Origin of the sequence: Paracidovorax wautersii (genome assembly GCF_900113035.1) — a bacterium.
Classification (GTDB): Bacteria; Pseudomonadota; Gammaproteobacteria; order Burkholderiales; family Burkholderiaceae_C; genus Paracidovorax; species Paracidovorax wautersii.
In genome coordinates, this window is record NZ_FONX01000016.1 from 18,449 (window position 1) to 38,708 (window position 20,260).

Sequence of the window (20,260 nt, forward strand, 5' to 3'; positions counted from 1 at the left end):
CTTTTTCATTGCTGGCCGCGCAAGCCCGGCACAGTTGCAGCGCCAGCAAGGCAAGCTCGTCTCCCGGCAATACATGGATGAGTGAGCGGCGGGGGGGGGGGGCCGTCTCAGAAGCTCTCCCACTCATCTTCATTGCCTTTGGCCACAGGGGCCGGGGCCTTGGCCGGCGCGGCGGCCGGGGCGCCGGCCGTCAGCCTGGCCGATGGCGCGCCCTTGGGCCGGCCTGCCACGGCCGTCCTGACCGCCGCCACGGCTGGGGTGGGCGCCGGGGCCAGGCGCGCTGCAGGGGCCGCGGCACGGGGGGTGGGGGCTGGCGCGGCGCTGCGCGCGCTGGCGCCCACGTTGAACACAGCCACCACTTCGGCCAGGCGCAGCGCCTGATCGCGCATGGACGCTGCCGCGGCGGTGGACTCTTCCACCAACGCGGCGTTTTGCTGGGTCATCTGGTCCAGGTTGGCCACGGCCTGGTTGACCTGGGCGATGCCATCGCGCTGCTCGCCAGACGAGGCCGTGATCTCTCCAATGAGGTCGCTCACGCGGCGCACGCTAGAGACGATTTCATCCATGGTCTTGCCGGCCTGGACAACCTGCTCGGAGCCGCTCTCGACGTTTTCGACCGATTGGCCGATGAGGGTCTTGATTTCCTTGGCGGCTTCGGCGCTGCGCCCTGCCAGGATGCGCACTTCGCTGGCCACCACGGCAAAGCCACGGCCTTGCTCGCCAGCGCGGGCCGCTTCCACGGCCGCGTTCAGGGCCAGGATGTTGGTCTGGAAGGCGATGCCGTCGATCACACCGATGATGTCACTGATCTTGCGGCTGCTTTCGGTGATCTGCTGCATGCTGGACACCACCTGGGCGACGACTTCTCCGCCACGGGCTGCGGCCTGCGCGGCGGTGCCTGCAAGTTGGTTGGCCTGGCGGGCGGTGTCTGCCGCTTGGGTGACGGTGGCGGTGAGCTCCTCCATGCTGGAAGCCGTTTCTTCCAGGTTGGCCGCGGTTTGCTCGGTGCGGGCTGAAAGGTCGTGGTTGCCGTTGGCGATTTCGATGGAGGCGCTGGAGACGGAGTCCACGCCCTGGCGCACTTCGCTGACGACGCTGCGCAGGCGGGCAGACATGCCCGACAGGGCGCGCAGCATCTGGCCGAGTTCGTCTTTGCGGCTGGATTGCAGTTCACGTGTCAGGTCGCCTTCGGCGATGGCATTGGTGGTTTCGACGGCCAGCCACAGTGGCCTGGTGATGGAGCGCACCAGCCACCACGCCGTCAACGTGCCCAGGGCGAACAGCAGCAAGGCCGTGATGCCGCCGATCACCCCGGAACGGATGCGCCGGGCCGTGGCCTCCTCGCGCACGGCGCCGCGGCGGCGCTCCAGCACGGAGATGAAGTCGTCCTGCGCCTTGAGATAGCGCTCCACCACGGGCGTCAACTGCTCATCGGCGTAGCGCTGGGTCTCCACGCCGTCGCCCGCACCTTTGAGTTCCCACGTCTTGGCCGTGGCGGCCAGTACCTTTTCACGCGCGGCCAGCACCTTGTCGAGCGCGGCCTTTTCGTCCGGTTCGACAGCACTGGCAACAATGCTTTCCTGGATCTTGTTGATGCCGCCGACGATCTCCTTCACGCGCGCGTCGTACTGCTGGGCCAGCACGGCGTCGGTGGTCACCGCGCCGCCGACCACCATATTGACCATCGTTTCCGTCGCACCGCGCCAGCGCACGGCAGCCACCACACGCCCATCAATCTCCAGCACCGCATCCATGGCGCGGGCCATCGCCGCGTTGCCGCGATTTTGCGCCGTGGCAGACACCACGGCCATGGCGATCATCAGGCCCAGGAAAGCAAACCAGAGCTTGCGTGAAACAGAAATATCGTCGAGTTGCATCGTATTTCCCGCATTCAGATAGGCACTCGGACCAGGGATCGGTCAAGACGCCAGGCAATCCGAAACATTCAATTACAAAACTGCAAGAGTAAGCGAATCGGCTCTCGTGATGCATCCGCCTGGTACGGGGGAAAACCCTTGCGATGGACTGCGCACAGAACTTCAGCACCAGTGGCACCGCGCATGCTGCTCGCCGTCCGTCTGCGGCCCGATGTCCGTGCCGGGGCCGTGTCTGAGCCTCAGCCGGGTGTCGAGCGCGAGCTCCGGCGGCAGCCTGCCGCCGTCGAAGCCGCCGAGTTTGCCCAGGTGCTGCGCGGGCACGCACCGGTGTGCAGCGCGCCCCGCGAAGCCGACGTGTTGGGCTCGGTGGGCTTTGCCCTGCAGGGCTTCCCCTTCCTGCGGCCGCTGCACAGGCAGCCTGTGGTGCGACTCCAACCCGCTCTGCGTGCCGGAGCGCCGAGGACCGTTGAGGTGGATGCAAAAAGGGGCGCTGCTGCGCCCCTTTCTCGTTGCCTGCCTGCCCGGCCTAGCGCGCCGCGCAGGCCTTGCACAGCTGCAGCGCCAGCCGCTGCAGGGCCTGCCAGCCGTCGGCGGGCCAGTCGGGCACCTTCAGGCCCTTGACGATGCCGTCCACCGTGTGGGCGGACTGCAGGAGGCGCGCGGCGGCGGCGTCGGAAAAGCGCGGCACGATGCGCTCGAAGAGCCGTTCCTTGGGGCCCCAGACGCGGTTCTCGCGCAGCGCCATGGGCAGCGGCTTGCCGGCGTTGACGGCGTCCTTCACGCGCTTGAGGGCCCTAATATCTTCGGCCAGCGCCCAGTGCACCAGCACCTCGGCCTCGCCCTCGGCCTGCAGGCCGTCGAGCATGCGCTGCACGCGCAGCACCTGGCCGGAGAGCACGGCCTCGGAAAGCTTGAACACGTCGTAGCGCGCCACGTTGAGCACGGCGGATTCGACCTGGCTCCATGAAAGCTCGCCCGCCGGGTGCAGCAGGGCGAGCTTCTGGATCTCCTGGTGGGCGGCGAGCAGGTTGCCCTCCACCCGGTCGGCGAAGAACTGCAGCGTGCGCTGGCCCTCTTCGCCCGGCGCCACGCGCTGGCCCTGCGCGGCCAGGCGCTGGGCGATCCACTGCGGCAGCGCCGCGCGATCCACCGGGTCGATCTGCACCGAGGCGCCGTGCGATTCGAGCGCGGCGAACCAGGCGCCGGTCTTGGTGGCCTTGTCCAGGCGCGGCAGCAGTACCAGGGTGAGGGTGCTGTCGTTGCCGTCGGCCGAGGCGGCGATCTGCTGCAGCGCGACGCTGCCGTCCTTGCCGGGCTTGCCCGAGGGGATGCGGATCTCCACGATCTGCTTGTCGGCGAAGAGCGAGAGCGAGCCGCCCGCGGCCAGCACGGCGCTCCAGTCGAAGTGCGCGCCCGCAACGGTGTAGCTGCTGCGCTCGGTGTAGCCCTGGGCGCGCGCGGCGGCGCGGATGGCGTCGGCCGCCTCCTGCTGCAGCAGCGGCTCGTCGCCGTGCAGGGTGTAGAGCGGGCGCAAGCCCTTTTGCAGCTGCGCAGCCAGCTGGTTCAGCGCGATCTGCATGCCAACCCCTTCTTACCAGTCAAAAATGCCTGCAGCGCGCCATGGATGCGCGCTTCAAGCTATCAAAAAAGTAGCAGCCCGGTACCGGGCCGCTGGCCGCGCTCACTCGATGGGCGCGGAGGCCGGCGGCGTGGTGGCGCCGGCCGGTGCGTCGTCGGTGGCGGCGGCGCCGGCCTTGACGGCCGACAGGCGCCGCATGAGCTGCTGCACCAGGTCGGTCTGCATGTTGCGGTAGAGCAGCGCCTCTTCGCCTTCCTTGGAGAGGGCGACCGATTCGTTGTAGCTCACGTCGCGCTGCTGCATGAGCGGCGTCTCGGGGATCAGCTCCGCGCCCTGGCGGTTGATGAGGCGAAAGCGCAGCCGCAGGCGCAGCTGCAGCTCGCGCACCTGGCCGGAGGAGTTCACGCCGACGATGACGCGGTCGCGCTGCTCGGAGAGGATCTCCAGCACCGCATCGGCCTGCGGCTTCTGCGCGGCGTCGAGCAGCAGCTGCAGCTTGCCGCCCGAGGCCAGCAGCGTGCGCTGCAGCTCGCGGGTCACGCCCAGGCCGGGCGGCGACTGCACGTAGAGCGAGCGGAAGCTGAACTCCGGCGCGCCCCGCAGGTGAAAGCCGCAGGCGGCCAGCGGCGCGGCCGCCAGCAGGGTGAGGAGGGTACGTTTCTGCATGGGCTTGCCTGTCTTGCTGCGGGGTGGCGGTCGCGGGGCTCGCCGGCTCAGATCACGATGTTGACCAGGCGGCCAGGCACCACGATGACCTTCTTGGGCGTGGCGCCGGCGGCGAACTTCTGGAAGTCCTCGCTCGCGACGGCCACACGCTCGATCTCGGCCTTGTCGGCGGCGGCGGCCACGCGGATGGAGCCGCGCAGCTTGCCGCCCACCTGCAGCATGAGCTCGATCTCGTCCTGCACCAGCGCGCTTTCGTCCACCTGCGGCCAGGCGGCGTCGAGCAGGTCGCCCAGCACGCCGGCGTAGCCCAGGCGGCTCCAGAGCGCATGGGTGATGTGCGGCGTGGCGGGGTAGAGCACGCGCAGCAGGATGCCGAAGCCTTCGATCAGCGCGATCGGGGCGCCGGCGCTGTCCATGGCCTTGAAGCTCTCCAGCGCGTTGATCATCTTCATCGCGCCCGAGACCACGGTGTTGTACTGCATGCGCTGGTAGTCGTAGTCCACCTGCTTGAGCACCGTGTGGATCTCCAGGCGCAGGGCCTTGGCTTCCTTGCCGAAGGGCACGTCCTGCAGGCGGCTGGCGCCGGCCACGCTGGCCAGGGCGACGGAATGGTCGGCCACGGAGAGCTTGTAGCCGAAGTTCCAGACGCGGCGCAGGAAGCGGTAGCTGCCTTCGACGGCGGCGTCGTTCCACTCCAGCGTGGCCTCGGGCGGGGCCGTGAACATGGTGTAGAGGCGTGCCGTGTCGGCGCCGTACTTCTCGATCAGGTCCTGCGGGTCGATGCCGTTGTTCTTGGACTTGGACATGGTGCCCACGCCCTCGTAGTCGATCGGCGTGCCCACGGGCAGGTCGCCCACCGCGTTCTTGAGCTTGGCGCCCACGATCTTGCCGCCCTCATCCAGCACATGCTCCACGTCGTGCGGCCAGAAGTATTCCTTGGCGCCCTTGTCGGTGCGGCGCGAATAGATGTGGTTGAGCACCATGCCCTGCGTGAGCAGGCGGGTGAAGGGCTCATCGACCGTGACCAGGCCCAGGTCGCGCATGACCTTGGTCCAGAAGCGCGCGTACAGCAGGTGCAGGATGGCGTGCTCGATGCCGCCGATGTACTGGTCCATGGGCATCCAGTACTTCGCGCCCTCGGCCACCATGGCCTCGCTGTTCTTCGGGTCGCAATAGCGCATGAAGTACCAGGACGAGTCCACGAAGGTGTCCATGGTGTCGGTCTCGCGTCGCGCGGGCTTGCCGCACACCGGGCAGGTCACGCCGGCGTGGAAGCCTTCGTGCTTGTGCAGCGGGTTGCCCGAGCCGTCCGGGATGCAGTCCTGCGGCAGCACCACGGGCAGATCCTTCTCGGGCACGGGCACGGCGCCGTGCTCGTCGCAGTGGATGATGGGGATGGGCGTGCCCCAGTAGCGCTGGCGGCTCACGCCCCAGTCGCGCAGGCGCCAGGTGGTCTTGAGGTCGCCCAGGCCCTTTTCGTTCAGCGCGTGGGCCACGGCGGCCACGGCTTCCTTGTGGGAGAGGCCGCTGAAGCTGTCGGAATTGACGGTGACGCCGCGCTGCTTGTCGCCGTACCAGTCCTGCCAGCGGTGGTAGTCGTAGGTCTCGCCATCGACCAGCACGACCTGCTTGATCTCGATGCCGTACTTCAGCGCGAAGGCGAAGTCGCGCTCGTCGTGCGCGGGCACGCCCATCACGGCGCCGTCGCCGTAGCTCATCAGCACGTAGTTGCCGACCCAGACCTCCACCGGCTCGCCGGTCAGCGGGTGGGTGACGGTGAGGCCCGTGCGCACGCCCTTCTTCTCCTGCGTGGCGAGCTCGGCCTCGGTCGTGCCGCCGCTCTTGCACTCTTCGATGAAGGCGGCGATCTCGGCGTTGCCGCGCGCGGCGTGCGCGGCCAGCGGGTGCTCCGGCGCCACGGCGCAGAAGGTGACGCCCATGATGGTGTCGGCCCGCGTGGTGAAGACGTACATGCGGCCGTCGCCGATCAGCGCGCCGTCATCGCCGCGGATGTCGTGCGTGAAGGCGAAGCGCACGCCCTCGCTCTTGCCGATCCAGTTCTCCTGCATCAGCTTCACGCGCTCGGGCCAGCCGGGCAGCTGGTCGCCGGTGACGGAGCCCAGCAGCTCTTCGGCGTAGTCGGTGATCTTCAGGTAGTAGCCCGGGATCTCGCGCTTTTCCACCAGCGCGCCGGTGCGCCAGCCGCGGCCGTCGATCACCTGCTCGTTGGCCAGCACGGTCTGGTCCACCGGGTCCCAGTTCACGACCTGGGTCTTGCGGTAGGCGATGCCCTTTTCCAGCATCTTGAGGAACAGCCACTGGTTCCAGCGGTAGTAGTCCGGGTCGCAGGTGGCGATCTCGCGCGACCAGTCGATGGCCAGGCCCATCGACTGCATCTGCTTCTTCATGTACGCGATGTTCTCGTAGGTCCACTTGGCCGGCGGCACGCCGTTCTTCAGCGCCGCGTTCTCGGCCGGCAGGCCGAAGGCGTCCCAGCCCATGGGCATCAGCACGTTCATGCCCTTCATGCGCAGCTGGCGCGTGAGCATGTCGTTGATCGTGTAGTTGCGCACGTGGCCCATGTGCAGCTTGCCGCTGGGGTAGGGCAGCATGGAACAGGCGTAGAACTTGGGCTTGCTCTCGTCCTCCGTCACGCGGTAGGCATCGGAAGCCGCCCAGTGGCTGTGCGCGTCGCGCTCGACATCGGTGTGTTGGTACTTGTCTTGCATGGATAGGCGGGGCCGGTGGGGGCACGGCCGCTGAAGAAGAAGGGAGGGGAAAGCGGAAATCAGCCGGCGATTTTAGGCGCGATGGCAGCGCCGCCCCGCCCGCCCCTGCCCCCGGCCCGCCCATGCCGGCATGCGACACGGGCGGGCCGGCACATCGGCGCTGCGATCAGTGCTGATGCATGTGCTCGTGGCCGCCTTCGCCGCCGCTGGCGCCGGCGGCCTTGGGCGGCTGCACATAGACCTTCACGGTGGTCTCGCCGGCCTTCTCGAACTTCAGCGTCAGGTCGAACCGGTCGCCTGCCTTGAGCGGCTGGCGCAGGCCCAGCAGCATCAGGTGGTAGCGCTGGCCCTGGCGCAGCTGCACTTCCTGGCCGGCGGGCAGGTCGATGCCGGCGACGGCGCGCATGCGCATGATGTCGCCCTCATGGGTCATCTCGTGCAGCTCCACCCGTTCGGCCACGGGCGTGCTGGCGGACACCAGCCGGTCGGGCGCATCGCCCTGGTTGCGGATGCCCTTGAGATAGGCCGCGCCGTTGGTCGTGCCGGCGAGCGAAGGCGGCGCATAGGGGTGGTCGATGATGAGCTGGCCCAGGCGGAAGTCGTGGGCCTGGGCGGCGCCGGCCGCGCCCAGAGCGAGGGCGGTGGCGGCGACGGCGTTCAGCACGGCGCGGCGCGAGAGGCCCCGGGCGATGGCGCTGCGCAAGGATGGGATGGTGGTCATGGTCTGGATCTCCTGTTGGGAACGTTGAAGGGAAAGGGAAAGGGAAAGGGAAAAACGGAAACGCAAGAGCGGTGCGGCGGCCATGGACTACCGCGGCAGGGTGAGCAGCGGGCCTGGAACATAGAGCACGCGCAGCGCCACAAGGTTCTGCCCCTGGCCGGCGATGCGCTCGCGGCCGGCCTCCAGCGCCAGCAGCCAGCCGGGGCGCGGACGCCAGCCCAGCATGGCCGTGAAGCGGCGGGAGGGGTCGTTGGGCAGCAGGTTGGCGTCGGCCGCCACCAGCGCGGCGCCCGGGCCCGCCACGCTGTTGGAGCTGCGCAGCCATTCCTGCCGCACGCCGGCCTCCCACTGCGCGGCGGGCTGCCAGAGCGCCTCCAGCCAGCCGCCGCGGGTGCGGCCGCTGTAGCGGGTGTCGCCGTTCTGCGAATAGAGGCTGCCGCGCTCGCGGCGCAGCGCGCCGGCGGCCGTCAGGCTCAGGCCCCGCAGCGGCGTGGCCCAGCGGGCGCTGGCGCCCATCAGGTCCACCGTGCCGTCGAAGCAGCTGATGTCGCGCAGGCTGGCGCTGCACTGCGGCGCGGTGTGGATGTGGCCGCTGTTGGCGCGCTGCACGTAGGCGCCGCGCCCTCGGGGCTTGAGGCGGCTGTAGAAGGCGTCTGCCTCCCAGTCGCCCCAGGCCTGCCAGCCGGCGCGGGCATGCACGGTGGGCGCCCAGGCGGCGTCTTCGCTGCCGGGAAAGCGGCGCGCGCGCCAGAGGCCCGCATCCACCGCCTGCAGCCAGGCGAAGGCGCCTTCGGCATGCGGGCGCCAGGCCCAGTTGACGCCGTCCTCGATCCAGTCGCCGTTGAAGGCGGCACGCTTGACGAGGGGCATCTGGCCGTAACGGTCCAGGTGCCCCGCCGGGTCGATGACCGGGCCCAGCGGCATGCGGTTGCGGCCCGCGCCCAGCGCGTAGGTGGAATCGGCCGCCGGGCGCGCCTCCACCCAGGCGGCCTCGACGTGGGCGCGCTCGCCGCCGTGCTTGCCCAGGGCCAGAGCCGCGCCCAGCTGGGGCGCGAGCCGCCAGCCCGCGCCCAGCGTGGCGTGCTCCAGCGCCCAGCCGCGCTGGTCGGCGGGCGTGTCGCCCAGGCCCAGCACGCCCGTCAGGCGCGGGGCGGGCACGGGCCGGGTTGCATGCAGGTAGCCCACGGCCGCGGCGGCATCGACCTGCAGGCCGGGCTCGGCGGGGATGGCGGCATCGCCGGCCTCGTGCGCCCGCGCGGGCGAAGACGCGGACGCTGCCAGGCAGAGCAGCGCCGCGGCCGCCAGGGGGGTGGTGCGGCAGTGACGACGAGAAGGGGGTGACAACGGATGGGCCATCTATTGCGCTCCGGCTGCCGCGAACGGGTCGGACAGTTGGGGGTTGGTGAGCAGATCGTGGTCCGTCAGCGTCTTGAGGAAGGCGACGATGTCCGCGCGCTCCTGGGCCGATAGGTCGATCCGGTTGATGAAGTCGTTCTTGTTCGGATGGGCGCGCCCGTCGCCCGCATAGGGGCCCGAGGTGATGTTGCGCCCGCCGGCCGCGTAGAACTCCAGCACCTCTTCCAGCGTGGCGATGCTGCCGTCGTGCATGTAGGGGCCGGTGACCTCCACGTTGCGCAGGCTGGGTGCGCGGAAGCGCCCCATGTCCTTGACCAGCTGCGTCAGCTCATAGACGCCCCGGTTGGGCTCGGGGAAGGCCCCGGTGCCGCCGATGTTGTAGAGGCCGGTGTTGTGGAAGGGCGTTTCCACGATGCGGCTGCCCGCGTGCACGACCTGGTCGTTGAAGTTGAAGCTGCTGTGGCAGTGGAAGCACTCGGCCTTCTCGCCGAAGAACAGGTTCATGCCGCGCTCGGCCGCGGGCGGCAGCGTGGCCTTGCCCTGCAGGTAGCGGTCGTAGAGGCTGCCGCCCGAGAGGATGGTGCGCTGGAACGAGGCGATGGCATGGATGGCGTTGCCCCAGGTGATGGGGTTGCCCTGGCCGGGGTAGGCCTGGGCGAACCGCTCCCGGTAGCCGGCATCGGCCGCCAGGCGCGCCAGGATGGCGTCCTTGTTGCCGTCGTTCACGCCCATCTCCACCGGGTCGGTGCCGAAGAGCGGCGTCTCCATCTGCTTTTCCAGCGTGACCAGCGACGGGTTGGCCCAGGTCAGCGTGGCGTTGTAGGCCACGTTGGCCAGGGCCTGGGCATTGCGCGGGTGGTGCTGGCCGGTGGAGCCGATGGAGGTGGCCAGCCCGTCGGTGAAGGCCTTGGACTGGATGTGGCAGCTGGCGCAGGCCTGGGTGCCGTTGCCCGACAGGCGCCGGTCGTAGAACAGGAAGCGGCCCAGCGCCACCTTGGGCGCGGTGATGGGGTTGGCCTCGGGCACCCGGGGCGTGGGGAAGAACGCCGGCAGGGCCCAGGACCAGCCCGTGCTGCGCCCCGAGTCGTCGCTGACGGAGGTGCCCCCTCCGCCGCAGCCGCCCAGGGCCAGCGCCCCGAGCAGGCCGGCCGCCCGGGCGGCCATCCGCAGGGGCGAATGGTGTCGCGCCATGCTGTTACAGCGCCTCGGCGCGGAACAGGGTCTGGCCGCTGCCGCTGTTGATGGGCTGGCCGGTCGCCAGATCGAGCTGCAGCACCTTGAAGATCGGCGCGCATTCCGGGTCGGTGGCGCCCGACATGCAGCCCGGCGCCCCGCCCTGGTCGGTATTCAGATCGGTGCCGGCATAGAGCGCGGCCAGGTCCAGCACCACCTTCTGCCGGGCGGGGTCGAAGCCGGGCAGGCTGAAGTCCATGCGGTCGGGGCGCGCGCAGCTCACCGTCTCGCCCGTCACCGGGTTGCCGGTGCAGCCGGTGGAGCCCAGGTGCACGTAGAAGGTCTTGCCCGCCGCGGCCGGAGCCGGCCGCGCCACGCCGCCGGCGGGGTTCACCTCGATCTGCGCGAACTTGCGGCCGGCCTGCCAGGACCAGGCCAGGGCCTGCACGTCCATGGGCTTGGCCGCCACGGCGTAGTCGGTGTGGTTCAGGCGGGCGGGCACGCCCACGGTGAGCTTCAGGCCCTGGTAGCTGCCGGCCGGCACCGTGCCCTTGACCTGCAGGTTCATGGCGGCCGTCCCCGCGTCGGCGCAGGCGCCGGTGCCGTCCTCCAGATCGATCAGCGCCACGTCCTGGTTCTGCCAGTCGCTCGCCTCCAGGGTCACGGGCACGGCCTCGCCCTTGTCGTTCAGCAGGGCCACGTTGCTCACGTAGAAGCGCAGATCGTGCAGATCGGCACTGACCCGGCCCGTGCCCAGGCCGGTGATCGGCGTGCCGCATTTCACGGCCTGGGAGCCGGCCTGGGCCGCGAAGGTGATGGCCACGCTCCTGGGGCCGGCGGGCGTGGGAGCGGGGGTCGGCGTGGGATTGGCCGCAGCAGCGTCGCTACCGCCCCCGCCGCCACCGCAGGCCGCCAGGGCCACGGGCAAGGCGAGCGCCAGTGCCCGGCACAGGGCGGTGCGGCTCGCGGCGCGGGATGAAGAAGGCAGAGAGAAGAAAGAAGTCATGGCAATGCGCATTCGAGTCAGGCACCGGCCCTGCATCGCGCGGCGGCCGGCACCCAGGGAAAGTCGGCCCAGGGCCGGCAAGGCGCCAGGCTCTGGAAGGAAAAGATCGGGAGGAGGAGAGGTCGCCGAGCGGACCCATCGCCGCCGCTGCTGTCCACAGCGGCGGCGGCCAGGCGGCTCAGCCCAGCGCGGCGGGTGGTGCGCGTGGCGGCGCCGTGAGCGCGATGTGGGCCAGCGCGCCGCCGGGCGTCGGGGGTGCCTCCGGCGGCGGGGCGCGGTCTTGCAGGGGCCGGGCGAAGCGCAGGTCGCTGCGCGCCAGATCGGGCGCCGCATCGCCCACGAAGCGGCACAGCGGGCAGTGCGGCAGGCCGTCGGCAGAGCCACTTCCCGTGCCGTTGCCACCGGCTGCGTCGTCGGCGGCGTCCGCCTGCGTGTCCTGCTGCGGCTGCAGGCTCACCCAGCGCACGCCCTGGCTGGTGCAGACCTCGACCACCTGGGCGCCGCCCGCAGTGCCGCCGCCCAGCAGCAGCCATGAGGCGGCCAGGGCCGAATGCAGGCTGGCGAACGCCATCCAGACGATCAGCCAGCAGGCCAGGCGGCGGACGAAGCGGCGGTCCATGGGCAGGCTTTTGCCGCTAGACGCGGCAGCAGGCAGAGGGCTCGGGCAGCCGCTGCGCGCGCAAGGGCAGCAGCGTCATGCGGCCGAAGTGATGCACCTCCGCAGCGGCGGCGGGCGCATCGGCGGGCAGTTCATGGCGTTCGGCCTGGAGCGCGGCAGCGGCATAGGCCGCGCCCAGCAACGCCAGGTGCGCGCAGACGAAGGCTGCGATGAACGGGCGGCCGTGCGGCCGCAGCACGGGCAGCCGCGCCCGGGAGGACGGGTCGTGAGACATGTCGTTTCGATTCCTGATGAGTCCGTGGAAACCCGGCGCCCGGACCGGCCTGGGAGCGACCGCGCTGTGCGCCGCACGCAATGGCGTGCGGGGCTCAGGCGGAGCAGGGGCGGAATGCCGGAAGGCGCGCGGGAGAGGCGCTCCGCTCAGGCGGCGCAGCGCGCAGGCTTCTGCGGCGGCACCGGGCTGCGGGGAGCAGGCTCAGGCAACGAAGGCGGGCGGCCCGCGCGGGGGCAGCGGCGCGCCCGCGAGCGCGGCCAGGGTGGCGGCCACGATCGGCCGCAGGGCATGGGCCAGGGGCTGCGGGTGCACGGCCGCCATTGGCTGCGCCTGGGACGGCGGCGCGCTGAAGTGCAAGCACAAGGGGCAGTCCAGCGCGTGATGCGCGGACGGGTTGCCTGCGGGGTCGTCATCCCCCACGACGACCAGCTTCGTGCTGCTGCCGGTCGTGCAGACCAGTTCCATGGCTTGCGGATGCACCAGGGGCGAAGCGATGGCCGCGCCCATGGTCAACACGAACCACGCCAGGATCAGGCGGGCCAGCATCGACGAGGTGCGCAGCAGGTGCATGCGCGGCATTATGGCCGTGAAGCCATGCGGTGCGGCAGGGCATTTTGTCCAGCGCCGCGCACCGGGCCGCCCTGCCCTATCGGCCCGGGCCCGGCGCAGGGGCCTGCGAGGCCGAAGTGCCTGCGCCCGGCGATGCCGGCTCGGCCACGAAGGCGATGCGCGAGAGGCCCGCGGCCTGGGCCGCGCCCATCACCTCCACCACGCGGCCATAGGGCACGGCAGTGTCGGCGCGCAGCTGCACCTCCGCACCCGGGCCGGCCTGCGCGGCGGCCTGGGCCAGCCGGGCGCCGAGCGCATCGGCCGGCACCGCCGCATCGTCGAGGAAGACCTGGCCCGTGCGGTCCAGCGACAGCGTGATCGCCCGGGGCGGCGTGCCCGCCGGCGCCACGCCCTCGGCGCGCGGCAGGTCGAGCCGGATGGAGCTGGCCAGCAGCGGCGCCGTGAGGATGAAGATGACCACCAGCACCAGCATCACGTCCACCAGCGGCGTGACGTTGATGTCGCTGAAGGGCCGGGGCCCGGGGTTGCGCTCGAATCGGCCGAATGCCATGGCGGTGGCGCGGGCGTGGGCCTTCAGTGGCCCGCGCCGGGTGCTGCGTCCAGCAGCAGCTCGCGCAGGTCGTGCGCGAAGCCTTCGAGCTCGGCCTCGACCGCGCCGAGGATGCGGCCGAACACGTTGTAGGCCAGCACGGCCGGCAGGGCGACGGCGAGGCCCGCGGCCGTCATCACCAGCGCCTCGCCCACCGGGCCGGCCACGCGTTCGATGGTGATCTGCCCGGCGCCGGCGATGGCGGTGAGCGCATGGAAGATGCCCCACACGGTGCCCAGCAGCCCCACGAAGGGCGCCGTGGCGCCCACGGTGGCCAGCAGCACCTGGCCGAACTGCAGCCGGGCCACCACGCCCTGCAGCGCACCGCGCAGCAGGCGGGTGAGCTGCTGCGAACGGCTGCCGCGCGTGGCCAGCGTGGCGCCGCGGGCCGCGGCCTGGGCATCGCCGTTTGCTACATCTTCAATAGCAGCCACCAGAGGCAGGACCAGGGCGTTCGGGTCGAAAGGCTGCAGGCGCCGGGGCGCTTCGGCGAGCGAGGGCGCCTGCCAGAACGCAGCGGCGCTGCGCTGCACGTCGCGCCGGGCATGGCGCAGCAGCCAGGCCTTCCAGCAGATCACGACCCAGCTGGAGACGGACATGGCCAGCAGCACCAGGGCCACCCCCTGCGTCACCGCATCGCCCTGACGCCACCAGTGCAGCAGGTCCATGCGCGGCTTTCGGTGGGTGGTGGCGCTGCGCCGTGCTCAGCGCAGGCCGAGCACGTCGAACATGTCGAACAGGCCCGTGCGGTGCGCCTGCAGGAACTGCACGGCCCGCAGGCTGCCCTGGGCGTAGCCGGCGCGGCTGGAGGACTTGTGCGAGATCTCGATGCGCTCGCCCGTGCCGGCGAAGAGCACGGTGTGGTCGCCCACGATGTCGCCGCCGCGGATGGCGGAGAAACCGATGGTGGACGGGTCGCGCTCGCCGGTCACGCCTTCGCGGGCATAGACGGCGCAGTCCTTCAGGTCGCGGCCCAGCGCCTCGGCGATGACCTCGCCCATCTTGAGCGCGGTGCCCGAGGGCGCATCCACCTTGTGGCGGTGGTGGGCTTCGATGATCTCGATGTCGTAGCCGGTGGACAGCGCCTTGGCGGCCATCTCCAGCAGCTTGAGCGTGACGTTCACGCCCACGCTCATGTTGGGCGCGAAGACCACGGCGGTCTTCTGCGCGAAGGCGGCGATCTCGGCCTTCTGCGCCTCGGTGAAGCCCGTGGTGCCGATGACGGCCTTCACGCCCAGCTCGGCGCACAGCGCCAGATGCGCCAGCGTGCCTTCGGGGCGGGTGAAGTCGATCAGCACGTCGGCGTTCTGCAGGCCTTCGCGCAGGTCGGCCGTGATGGCGACGCCGCTGGCCTGGCCCAGGAAGGCCGTGGCATCGGAGCCGATGGCGGGGCTGGTGGGCACGTCGAGCGCGCCGGCCAGCACCAGGCCTTCGGTGGCACGCAGGGCTTCGATGAGCATGCGGCCCATGCGGCCGGAGGCGCCGGCGATGGCGACGCGGCTGGGAACAGAAGAGGTTGCGGTCATGGCAGGAAAGGAATGAGCGGTGCCTGCGCCGGCCCGCCCGTGCAGGCCGGCATGCCTGCGGCCCGGGTGGGCGCGGCGATCAGCGGGCGGAGGATTCGAGCGGCGGGTAGCTCGAGGGCGGCGGCGGCACGGGGGTCGCGGCCGGCTCGGGCTGGGGCGGCGCCTTGGGGAAGCGGGCCAGCTGGGCCTCGGTGGCTTCGAGCTCGGGCACCTTGGCCTTGGCGCGCTTGGAGCCCAGCGAGGCGACGAATTCGGCCTCGGTCGGCATCTCGTCGCCTTCCACGTGATCGAAGGCGTCGCCCTTGAAGAACACGGCGAGCTTGCGCTCCTGCACATCGACGCCCGGGCGTTTCAGGGTGAAGACGTAGTCCCAGCGATCGGCACGGAACAGGCTGGTGACCAGGGGCGTGCCCAGGATTTCCTTGACCTGCTGGCGGGTCATGCCGGGCTGCAGGGCTTGCACCTGCTCGCGGGACACGAAGTTGCCCTGCACCACATCCACTTTATAGGGAGTGACCACGCTGGACACGCGGTTGCTGACACTGTCGAAGCTGCTGCAGGCTGCAAGGCCGGCGCCGATCAACAGGATGGCAGCCCAACGGGCGCTGCAATGGACGAGAGCGGACATGGAAAAGACCATAGCGATATGATCGGATCATTGTAGCGGCAGGTTTTCAGAGCCCGCCCCGCCCTCTTGCGAAGGCCGCACACCGCGCGCAGGAACGCCTGGCGCCCCTCCGAAAGATCCCCTGTCATGACGAATATCGACGAACTCAAGAGCACCGGTCTGAAGGCCACCCTGCCCCGCCTGAAGATCCTTGAGATCTTCCAGAAAGGCGCCCAGCGCCACATGACGGCGGAAGACGTGTTCCGCGTGCTGCTCGAGGAGCGCTCCGACATCGGCCTGGCCACCGTCTATCGCGTGCTCACGCAGTTCGAGCAGGCCGGCATCCTGAACCGCAGCAACTTCGAGAGCGGCAAGGCCGTCTATGAGCTGAACGAAGGCCAGCACCACGACCACTTCATCTGCACCATGTGCGGCAAGGTCGAGGAGTTCTACGACGCCGAGATCGAGAAGCGCCAGCAGATCGTGGCCAAGAACAAGGGCTGGGTGGTGCACGACCACTCCATGGCGCTCTACGGCCAGTGCGCCGACTGCGCCAAGCTGCCTTCGCGCCAGTAATCAGGAATCAAGGATGGGTCCGGCAGAGCGGCCGGCCTCTGCGCAGGGCCGCCGCGGTAGCTCGGATCAGGAGCCGTCGCGCTCCATGGCGCGCCGGTGGCGCTCCACGAATTCCTGGTAGGTATCGATGCCGCGCAGGTTGAGGATGGTGTTGCGCACGGCCGCTTCCACCAGCACGGCGATGTTGCGGCCCGCCACCACCTGGATCACCACCTTGAGCACCGGCACGCCCAGCACGTCCTGGGTCAGCGGCTCGTAGGGCAGGCGTTCGTATTCGCGCTCCAGCGTTTCCTTGCGCACCAGATGCACGATGAGCTTCAGGCGCATCTTGCGGCGCACCGCCGTCTCGCCAAAGATGGCGCGGATGTCCAGCAGGCCGATGCCGCGCACTTCCAGCAGGTTCTGCAGCAGCTCGGGGCACTTGCCTTCGATGGTGGTCTGGTTGATGCGGAAGAGATCGACCGCATCGTCCGCCACCAGGCCGTTGCCGCGCGAGATGAGTTCCAGCCCCAGCTCGCTCTTGCCCAGGCCCGACTCGCCGGTGATCAGCACGCCCAGGCCCAGGATGTCCATGAACACGCCGTGCATGGTGATGCGGTCGGCGAAGTGCTTGGACAGATAGGCGCGCAGCACGTCGATCACGAAGGCCGACGACTCGTGCGTGGAGAACATCGGGATCTGCGCCCGCTCGCACATGGACAGCAGCGCATCGGGCGCGGTCTGCCCGTCGGCCAGCACCAGCACGGGCGGCTCCAGCGTCACGATGCGCGCGATGCGGCGCTTGCAGTCTTCGGGCGTGGGGGCGTTGACCAGGTAGGAGATCTCGCGCTCGCCGAGGATCTGCACCCGGTAGGGATGGATGTAGTTCAGGTAGCCGACCAGATCGGCACCCGAACGGGCCGACCGCACGGCGACCTCGTCGAAGCGCCGCTCGGAGGCACCGAGCCCGGCCAGCCATTCCCACTTCAACGGTCCGCGGAATTCCTCGAAGAGGACATCGGCGCTGACGACATTGGGCTTCACGGCGCGGCGGAGGGGTGGTGCGGCCCGGCGCTCAGGCGGCCTGGGCGGACTGCCAGTTGGCGATCAGCGCATGCAGCTCGACCGCGTCGGTGCTGGACTTGATGCGCTCGCGCAGGGCGCTGTCGCTCAGCAGCTCGGCGATCTCGGAGAGGATCTCCAGGTGCTTCTGCGTCGCGGCTTCGGGCACCAGCAGGAAGATCAGCAGGCCGACCGGCTGTTCGTCGGGGGCGTCGAAGCCGATGGGGTTCTCCAGCTGGAACACCGCCGCCATGGGCGCCTTCAGGCCCTTGATGCGGCCATGGGGAATGGCCACCCCGTGGCCGAGACCCGTGGAGCCCAGCCGTTCGCGGGCGAACAGGCTGTCGGTGATCAGCGCCCGCGACAGGCCGTGCTGACTCTCGAACAGCAGGCCCGCCTCTTCGAAAGCACGCTTTTTGCTGGTGGCATCGACGCTCACCAGCACTTGGGCGGGCGGCAGTATGGAAGCGAGACGGTTCATGGTGTGAAAACGATTATGCACGTCCCGGGGAGGACCCTATCGAAAACCCTCGCAGTGTAACGATGGGCAACAGGCAAGACCAGACAACGAAAAGCCGCCCGTGGTAGGGCGGCTGTGTCGCCGGACCGGCCGGCGCGGGGGTCACGGGCGAGGATTGCCGTGACGCATCGGATGGCGGGGGATGAAAAACGTCCCGGTGAGGATCAGGCTGCCGCTGCGGCAGCGGGTTGCACGGAGGCGCGCTTCAGGGGAGCGTGGCTGTGGTCCTGCAGGCGGTCCTTGTGGCGCACGACCTGGCGGTCGAGCTTGTCCACCAGTTCATCCACGGCGGCGTAGAGGTCGGCATGGCAGCTTTCGGCGAACAGGTCGCTGCCCTTCACATGAACATTGCATTCGGCGCGTTGGCGCTTGTCCTTTTCCTTCTGGTTTTCCACGCTGAGCAGCACCTTCACATCGACCACCTGGTCGAAATGGCGGGTGATGCGTTCGAGCTTGGAGGTCACGTAGCTGCGCAGAGCGGGGGTCACTTCCAGATGATGGCCGCTGATCGTCAGGTTCATAGACGAATCTCCTATGTTTACCGTTGAAAACATGGCCGCCCGTGCCGGTCAGGGGCAGGCCGCGGAACTGAATGCATGCATCGCTCGCCTGGGTTCACTATGCGCCCGCCCCCCGCCAAACGCAAACCCGATCCCTGTGCCAGGTTGCGGGTTAATGAGCGAAGGTGCCGAACTGCCAAAAAAGCTTCACAATCTTCAGGTTGGCCGGAACGCAGCCCCCGGCATGGCGCCCAGCCCCCCGCACCGCAGCCCCTTCCGGCCGGCGCCGCAGGGCCGGCCGCTAGAATCTCTCCGCCCGGCCCGAAGCCTCTGGCCGGGCGTTTTTTCGCTTGCCTTCCGCCCCATTTCCCGCAGCCATGACCTCAACCAGCGCTTCCGCCGCCCTGCACACCTCCGCCCTCACCTCGCTGCCGCTGCTGGCTCGCGGCAAGGTGCGCGACAACTACGCCGTGGGCGACGACCGCATCCTGATGGTGGCCAGCGACCGGCTCTCGGCCTTCGACGTGATCATGGGCGAGCCCATTCCGGGCAAGGGCGAGCTGCTGACGCAGATGGCGCTCTTCTGGTTCGACAAGCTGGGCCACATCGTGCCCAACCACCTGACGGGCGAGGACCCCGAAAGCGTGGTCACGCCGGCCGAGGCGCCCCAGGTGCGCGGCCGCTCGATGCTGGTGCAGCGCCTGCAGCCGATCCCGGTCGAGGCCGTGGTGCGCGGCTACCTGGCCGGCAGCGGCTGGAAGGAATACCAGGCATCGCGCTCGGTCTGCGGCGTGCCGCTGCCCGAGGGCCTGACCAACGCCTCGCGCCTGCCCCAGCCCATCTACACGCCGGCCGCCAAGGCCGCCGTGGGCGAGCATGACGAGAACATCACCTTCGAGCGCACGGTGGAGATGGTCGGCATCGACCTGGCCACGCGCATCCGCGACATCAGCATCGCGCTGTACGAGGCGGCTGCGGCCATCGCGCTCGAAAAGGGCATGATCATCGCGGACACCAAGTTCGAGTTCGGCCTCACGCCGAGCGGCGAGCTGGTGCTGATGGACGAGGTGCTGACGCCCGACAGCTCGCGCTACTGGCCGGTGGAAGGCTACGAGGCCGCCCTGGCTGCCGGCGAGAACCCTTCCAGCTACGACAAGCAGTTCGTGCGCGACTGGCTGGAGCAGGCCCAGGTGGGCGGCAAGCCCTGGGACAAGACCGCCCCCGCGCCGCGCCTGCCGCGCGAGGTGGTGGAGAAGACCGCCGCCAAGTACCGCGAGGCGCTGGAACGCCTGACGGCGGCCTGATACGGCCCGCGCCAGCCCCCAAGAAAAACGGCCCGCGAGGGCCGTTTTTTCATGGCGCCGGGGTCTGCAAGGCCCCGGACCGATCCGCCGATGCGCTCAGCTCAGCACCACGCTGGACAGGCGCCGGCGGTAGGTGGCGAGCACCGGGTCTTCGGGCGGGATCTGCCCTTCGGCGACCTTGACCTTGGGCAGCTCGATGATCTCCAGGATGGCCACATAGGTCTTGCGCGCGGCCTCGTCGTTCCAGGCCTTGTCGCGCATCAGGATCTCCAGCAGCTCGTCCATGGCGTCGGTCCAGCGCTGCTGGGCCATCAGCCACTGCGCGCGGCCGAAGCGGGCGTCGAAGTCGCGCTTGTTGGCGGCGATCCTGGCATCAAACTCGGCGCCAGCGCCCTCGATACCTGCGCCCATAGCTACTGAATCGATAGCATCCATCCAGGCCTTGAGCGCGCCGATCCTGCGCGACACGCCGGCCTTGGCGATGACCGGGGCGAAGGCGACCTTGGCGTCGTCCTCGCGGCCCATCTGCAGCAGCAGCTTGACGTAGTCGAAGCGCGCATCGTCGTTGGCCGGATCGGTGGCGACGGCGTGCTGCAGCTTTTCCAGCGCGGCGGCGGGGTCTTCGGCGCCCGGGGCGGCCGGCGCTTCTTCGGGCTCGGCAGGAGCCTCTTCGCCGGCGGGCGGCACGTGCTTGTCGAGGAAGGCACGCACCTGGCCTTCGGGCTGCGCGCCCATGAAGCCATCGACCGGCTGGCCGTTCATCAGCAGCACGCAGGTGGGAATGCTGCGGATGCCGAACATGCCGGCGATCTGCTGCTCCTGGTCGGAGTCGATCTTCACCAGCTTGAAACGGCCGGCGTATTCCGTCTCCAGCTTTTCCAGCACAGGGCCCAGGGACTTGCAGGGGCCGCACCAGGGCGCCCAGAAGTCCACCAGCACGGGCACTTGCATCGAGGCGGCGATGACCTCGGCTTCGAAATTCTCTACGGTGACATCGATCATTGGTTCAGGCCCGTTGGGTGCGCAA

Annotated in this window: 21 protein-coding genes; 2 read left to right on the top strand and 19 right to left on the bottom strand. The window is 69.8% G+C overall.

Annotated elements, in window-relative coordinates:
- Nucleotides 1–107: 107 nt before the first annotated feature.
- The 15 genes from BM070_RS19480 to BM070_RS19550 all read right to left on the bottom strand — a co-directional run bounded on the left by BM070_RS19480 (nt 108) and on the right by BM070_RS19550 (nt 15,313).
- The gene (locus BM070_RS19480) at nt 108–1,877 is read right to left on the bottom strand and encodes a methyl-accepting chemotaxis protein (protein WP_092941011.1); all 1,770 of its coding nucleotides are present in this window, start codon (nt 1,875–1,877) and stop codon (nt 108–110) included.
- A gap of 526 nt (nt 1,878–2,403) precedes the next feature.
- Nucleotides 2,404–3,456, bottom strand: a complete 1,053-nt coding sequence (gene holA, locus BM070_RS19485; protein ID WP_092941012.1) for a DNA polymerase III subunit delta — start codon at nt 3,454–3,456, stop codon at nt 2,404–2,406.
- A gap of 102 nt (nt 3,457–3,558) precedes the next feature.
- Nucleotides 3,559–4,122: an LPS-assembly lipoprotein LptE gene (locus BM070_RS19490; RefSeq protein WP_092941013.1), complete on the bottom strand. Its 564-nt coding sequence runs from the start codon at nt 4,120–4,122 to the stop codon at nt 3,559–3,561.
- A gap of 47 nt (nt 4,123–4,169) precedes the next feature.
- The gene (gene leuS, locus BM070_RS19495; RefSeq protein WP_092941014.1) at nt 4,170–6,851 is read right to left on the bottom strand and encodes a leucine--tRNA ligase; all 2,682 of its coding nucleotides are present in this window, start codon (nt 6,849–6,851) and stop codon (nt 4,170–4,172) included.
- Between the two features lie 166 nt (nt 6,852–7,017).
- Nucleotides 7,018–7,572 carry a copper chaperone PCu(A)C gene (locus tag BM070_RS19500; RefSeq protein WP_092941015.1) on the bottom strand — a complete coding sequence of 185 codons (555 nt, stop codon included), beginning with the start codon at nt 7,570–7,572 and terminating at the stop codon, nt 7,018–7,020.
- Nucleotides 7,573–7,659: 87 nt separating this feature from the next.
- A complete protein-coding gene (locus tag BM070_RS19505) occupies nt 7,660–8,916 on the bottom strand; it encodes a hypothetical protein (RefSeq protein WP_245785303.1) in 1,257 nt (418 codons plus the stop codon).
- 12 nt (nt 8,917–8,928) lie between these two features.
- A complete protein-coding gene (locus BM070_RS19510) occupies nt 8,929–10,119 on the bottom strand; it encodes a methanobactin export MATE transporter MbnM (RefSeq protein WP_092941017.1) in 1,191 nt (396 codons plus the stop codon).
- A gap of 4 nt (nt 10,120–10,123) precedes the next feature.
- A complete protein-coding gene (locus tag BM070_RS19515) occupies nt 10,124–11,107 on the bottom strand; it encodes an MbnP family copper-binding protein (RefSeq protein ID WP_092941018.1) in 984 nt (327 codons plus the stop codon).
- A gap of 178 nt (nt 11,108–11,285) precedes the next feature.
- Nucleotides 11,286–11,726, bottom strand: a complete 441-nt coding sequence (locus tag BM070_RS19520; RefSeq protein ID WP_092941019.1) for a DUF2946 family protein — start codon at nt 11,724–11,726, stop codon at nt 11,286–11,288.
- Nucleotides 11,727–11,742: 16 nt separating this feature from the next.
- Complete coding sequence (locus BM070_RS19525) at nt 11,743–12,000, bottom strand: hypothetical protein (protein WP_092941020.1); 258 nt, start codon at nt 11,998–12,000, stop codon at nt 11,743–11,745.
- Between the two features lie 201 nt (nt 12,001–12,201).
- Complete coding sequence (locus BM070_RS19530; protein WP_092941158.1) at nt 12,202–12,570, bottom strand: DUF2946 family protein; 369 nt, start codon at nt 12,568–12,570, stop codon at nt 12,202–12,204.
- A gap of 76 nt (nt 12,571–12,646) precedes the next feature.
- The gene (locus tag BM070_RS19535) at nt 12,647–13,120 is read right to left on the bottom strand and encodes an ExbD/TolR family protein (protein WP_092941021.1); all 474 of its coding nucleotides are present in this window, start codon (nt 13,118–13,120) and stop codon (nt 12,647–12,649) included.
- A 23-nt stretch (nt 13,121–13,143) separates the two neighbouring features.
- The gene (locus BM070_RS19540; protein WP_092941022.1) at nt 13,144–13,827 is read right to left on the bottom strand and encodes a MotA/TolQ/ExbB proton channel family protein; all 684 of its coding nucleotides are present in this window, start codon (nt 13,825–13,827) and stop codon (nt 13,144–13,146) included.
- 36 nt (nt 13,828–13,863) lie between these two features.
- The gene (gene dapB, locus BM070_RS19545) at nt 13,864–14,685 is read right to left on the bottom strand and encodes a 4-hydroxy-tetrahydrodipicolinate reductase (protein WP_092941023.1); all 822 of its coding nucleotides are present in this window, start codon (nt 14,683–14,685) and stop codon (nt 13,864–13,866) included.
- Between the two features lie 79 nt (nt 14,686–14,764).
- Nucleotides 14,765–15,313, bottom strand: coding sequence for an outer membrane protein assembly factor BamE (locus tag BM070_RS19550; RefSeq protein WP_092941024.1), 549 nt, complete (start codon nt 15,311–15,313; stop codon nt 14,765–14,767).
- A 126-nt stretch (nt 15,314–15,439) separates the two neighbouring features.
- Here BM070_RS19550 and fur point away from each other — a divergent pair, with 126 nt between their 5' ends.
- Nucleotides 15,440–15,868, top strand: a complete 429-nt coding sequence (gene fur, locus BM070_RS19555; protein WP_092941026.1) for a ferric iron uptake transcriptional regulator — start codon at nt 15,440–15,442, stop codon at nt 15,866–15,868.
- 66 nt (nt 15,869–15,934) lie between these two features.
- Here the strand turns inward: fur and hprK are convergent, their stop codons facing one another.
- The 3 genes from hprK to hpf form a co-directional block, all read right to left on the bottom strand.
- A complete protein-coding gene (gene hprK, locus BM070_RS19560; protein WP_092941027.1) occupies nt 15,935–16,891 on the bottom strand; it encodes an HPr(Ser) kinase/phosphatase in 957 nt (318 codons plus the stop codon).
- A 31-nt stretch (nt 16,892–16,922) separates the two neighbouring features.
- Complete coding sequence (locus BM070_RS19565) at nt 16,923–17,390, bottom strand: PTS sugar transporter subunit IIA (protein WP_092941028.1); 468 nt, start codon at nt 17,388–17,390, stop codon at nt 16,923–16,925.
- A gap of 203 nt (nt 17,391–17,593) precedes the next feature.
- Nucleotides 17,594–17,950, bottom strand: a complete 357-nt coding sequence (gene hpf / locus BM070_RS19570; protein ID WP_092941030.1) for a ribosome hibernation-promoting factor, HPF/YfiA family — start codon at nt 17,948–17,950, stop codon at nt 17,594–17,596.
- A gap of 356 nt (nt 17,951–18,306) precedes the next feature.
- Here hpf and BM070_RS19575 point away from each other — a divergent pair, with 356 nt between their 5' ends.
- The gene (locus BM070_RS19575; protein ID WP_092941032.1) at nt 18,307–19,233 is read left to right on the top strand and encodes a phosphoribosylaminoimidazolesuccinocarboxamide synthase; all 927 of its coding nucleotides are present in this window, start codon (nt 18,307–18,309) and stop codon (nt 19,231–19,233) included.
- A gap of 96 nt (nt 19,234–19,329) precedes the next feature.
- Here BM070_RS19575 and trxA read toward each other — a convergent pair whose 3' ends face one another.
- Nucleotides 19,330–20,235 carry a thioredoxin gene (trxA, locus tag BM070_RS19580; protein ID WP_092941034.1) on the bottom strand — a complete coding sequence of 302 codons (906 nt, stop codon included), beginning with the start codon at nt 20,233–20,235 and terminating at the stop codon, nt 19,330–19,332.
- Nucleotides 20,236–20,260: the final 25 nt, after the last annotated feature.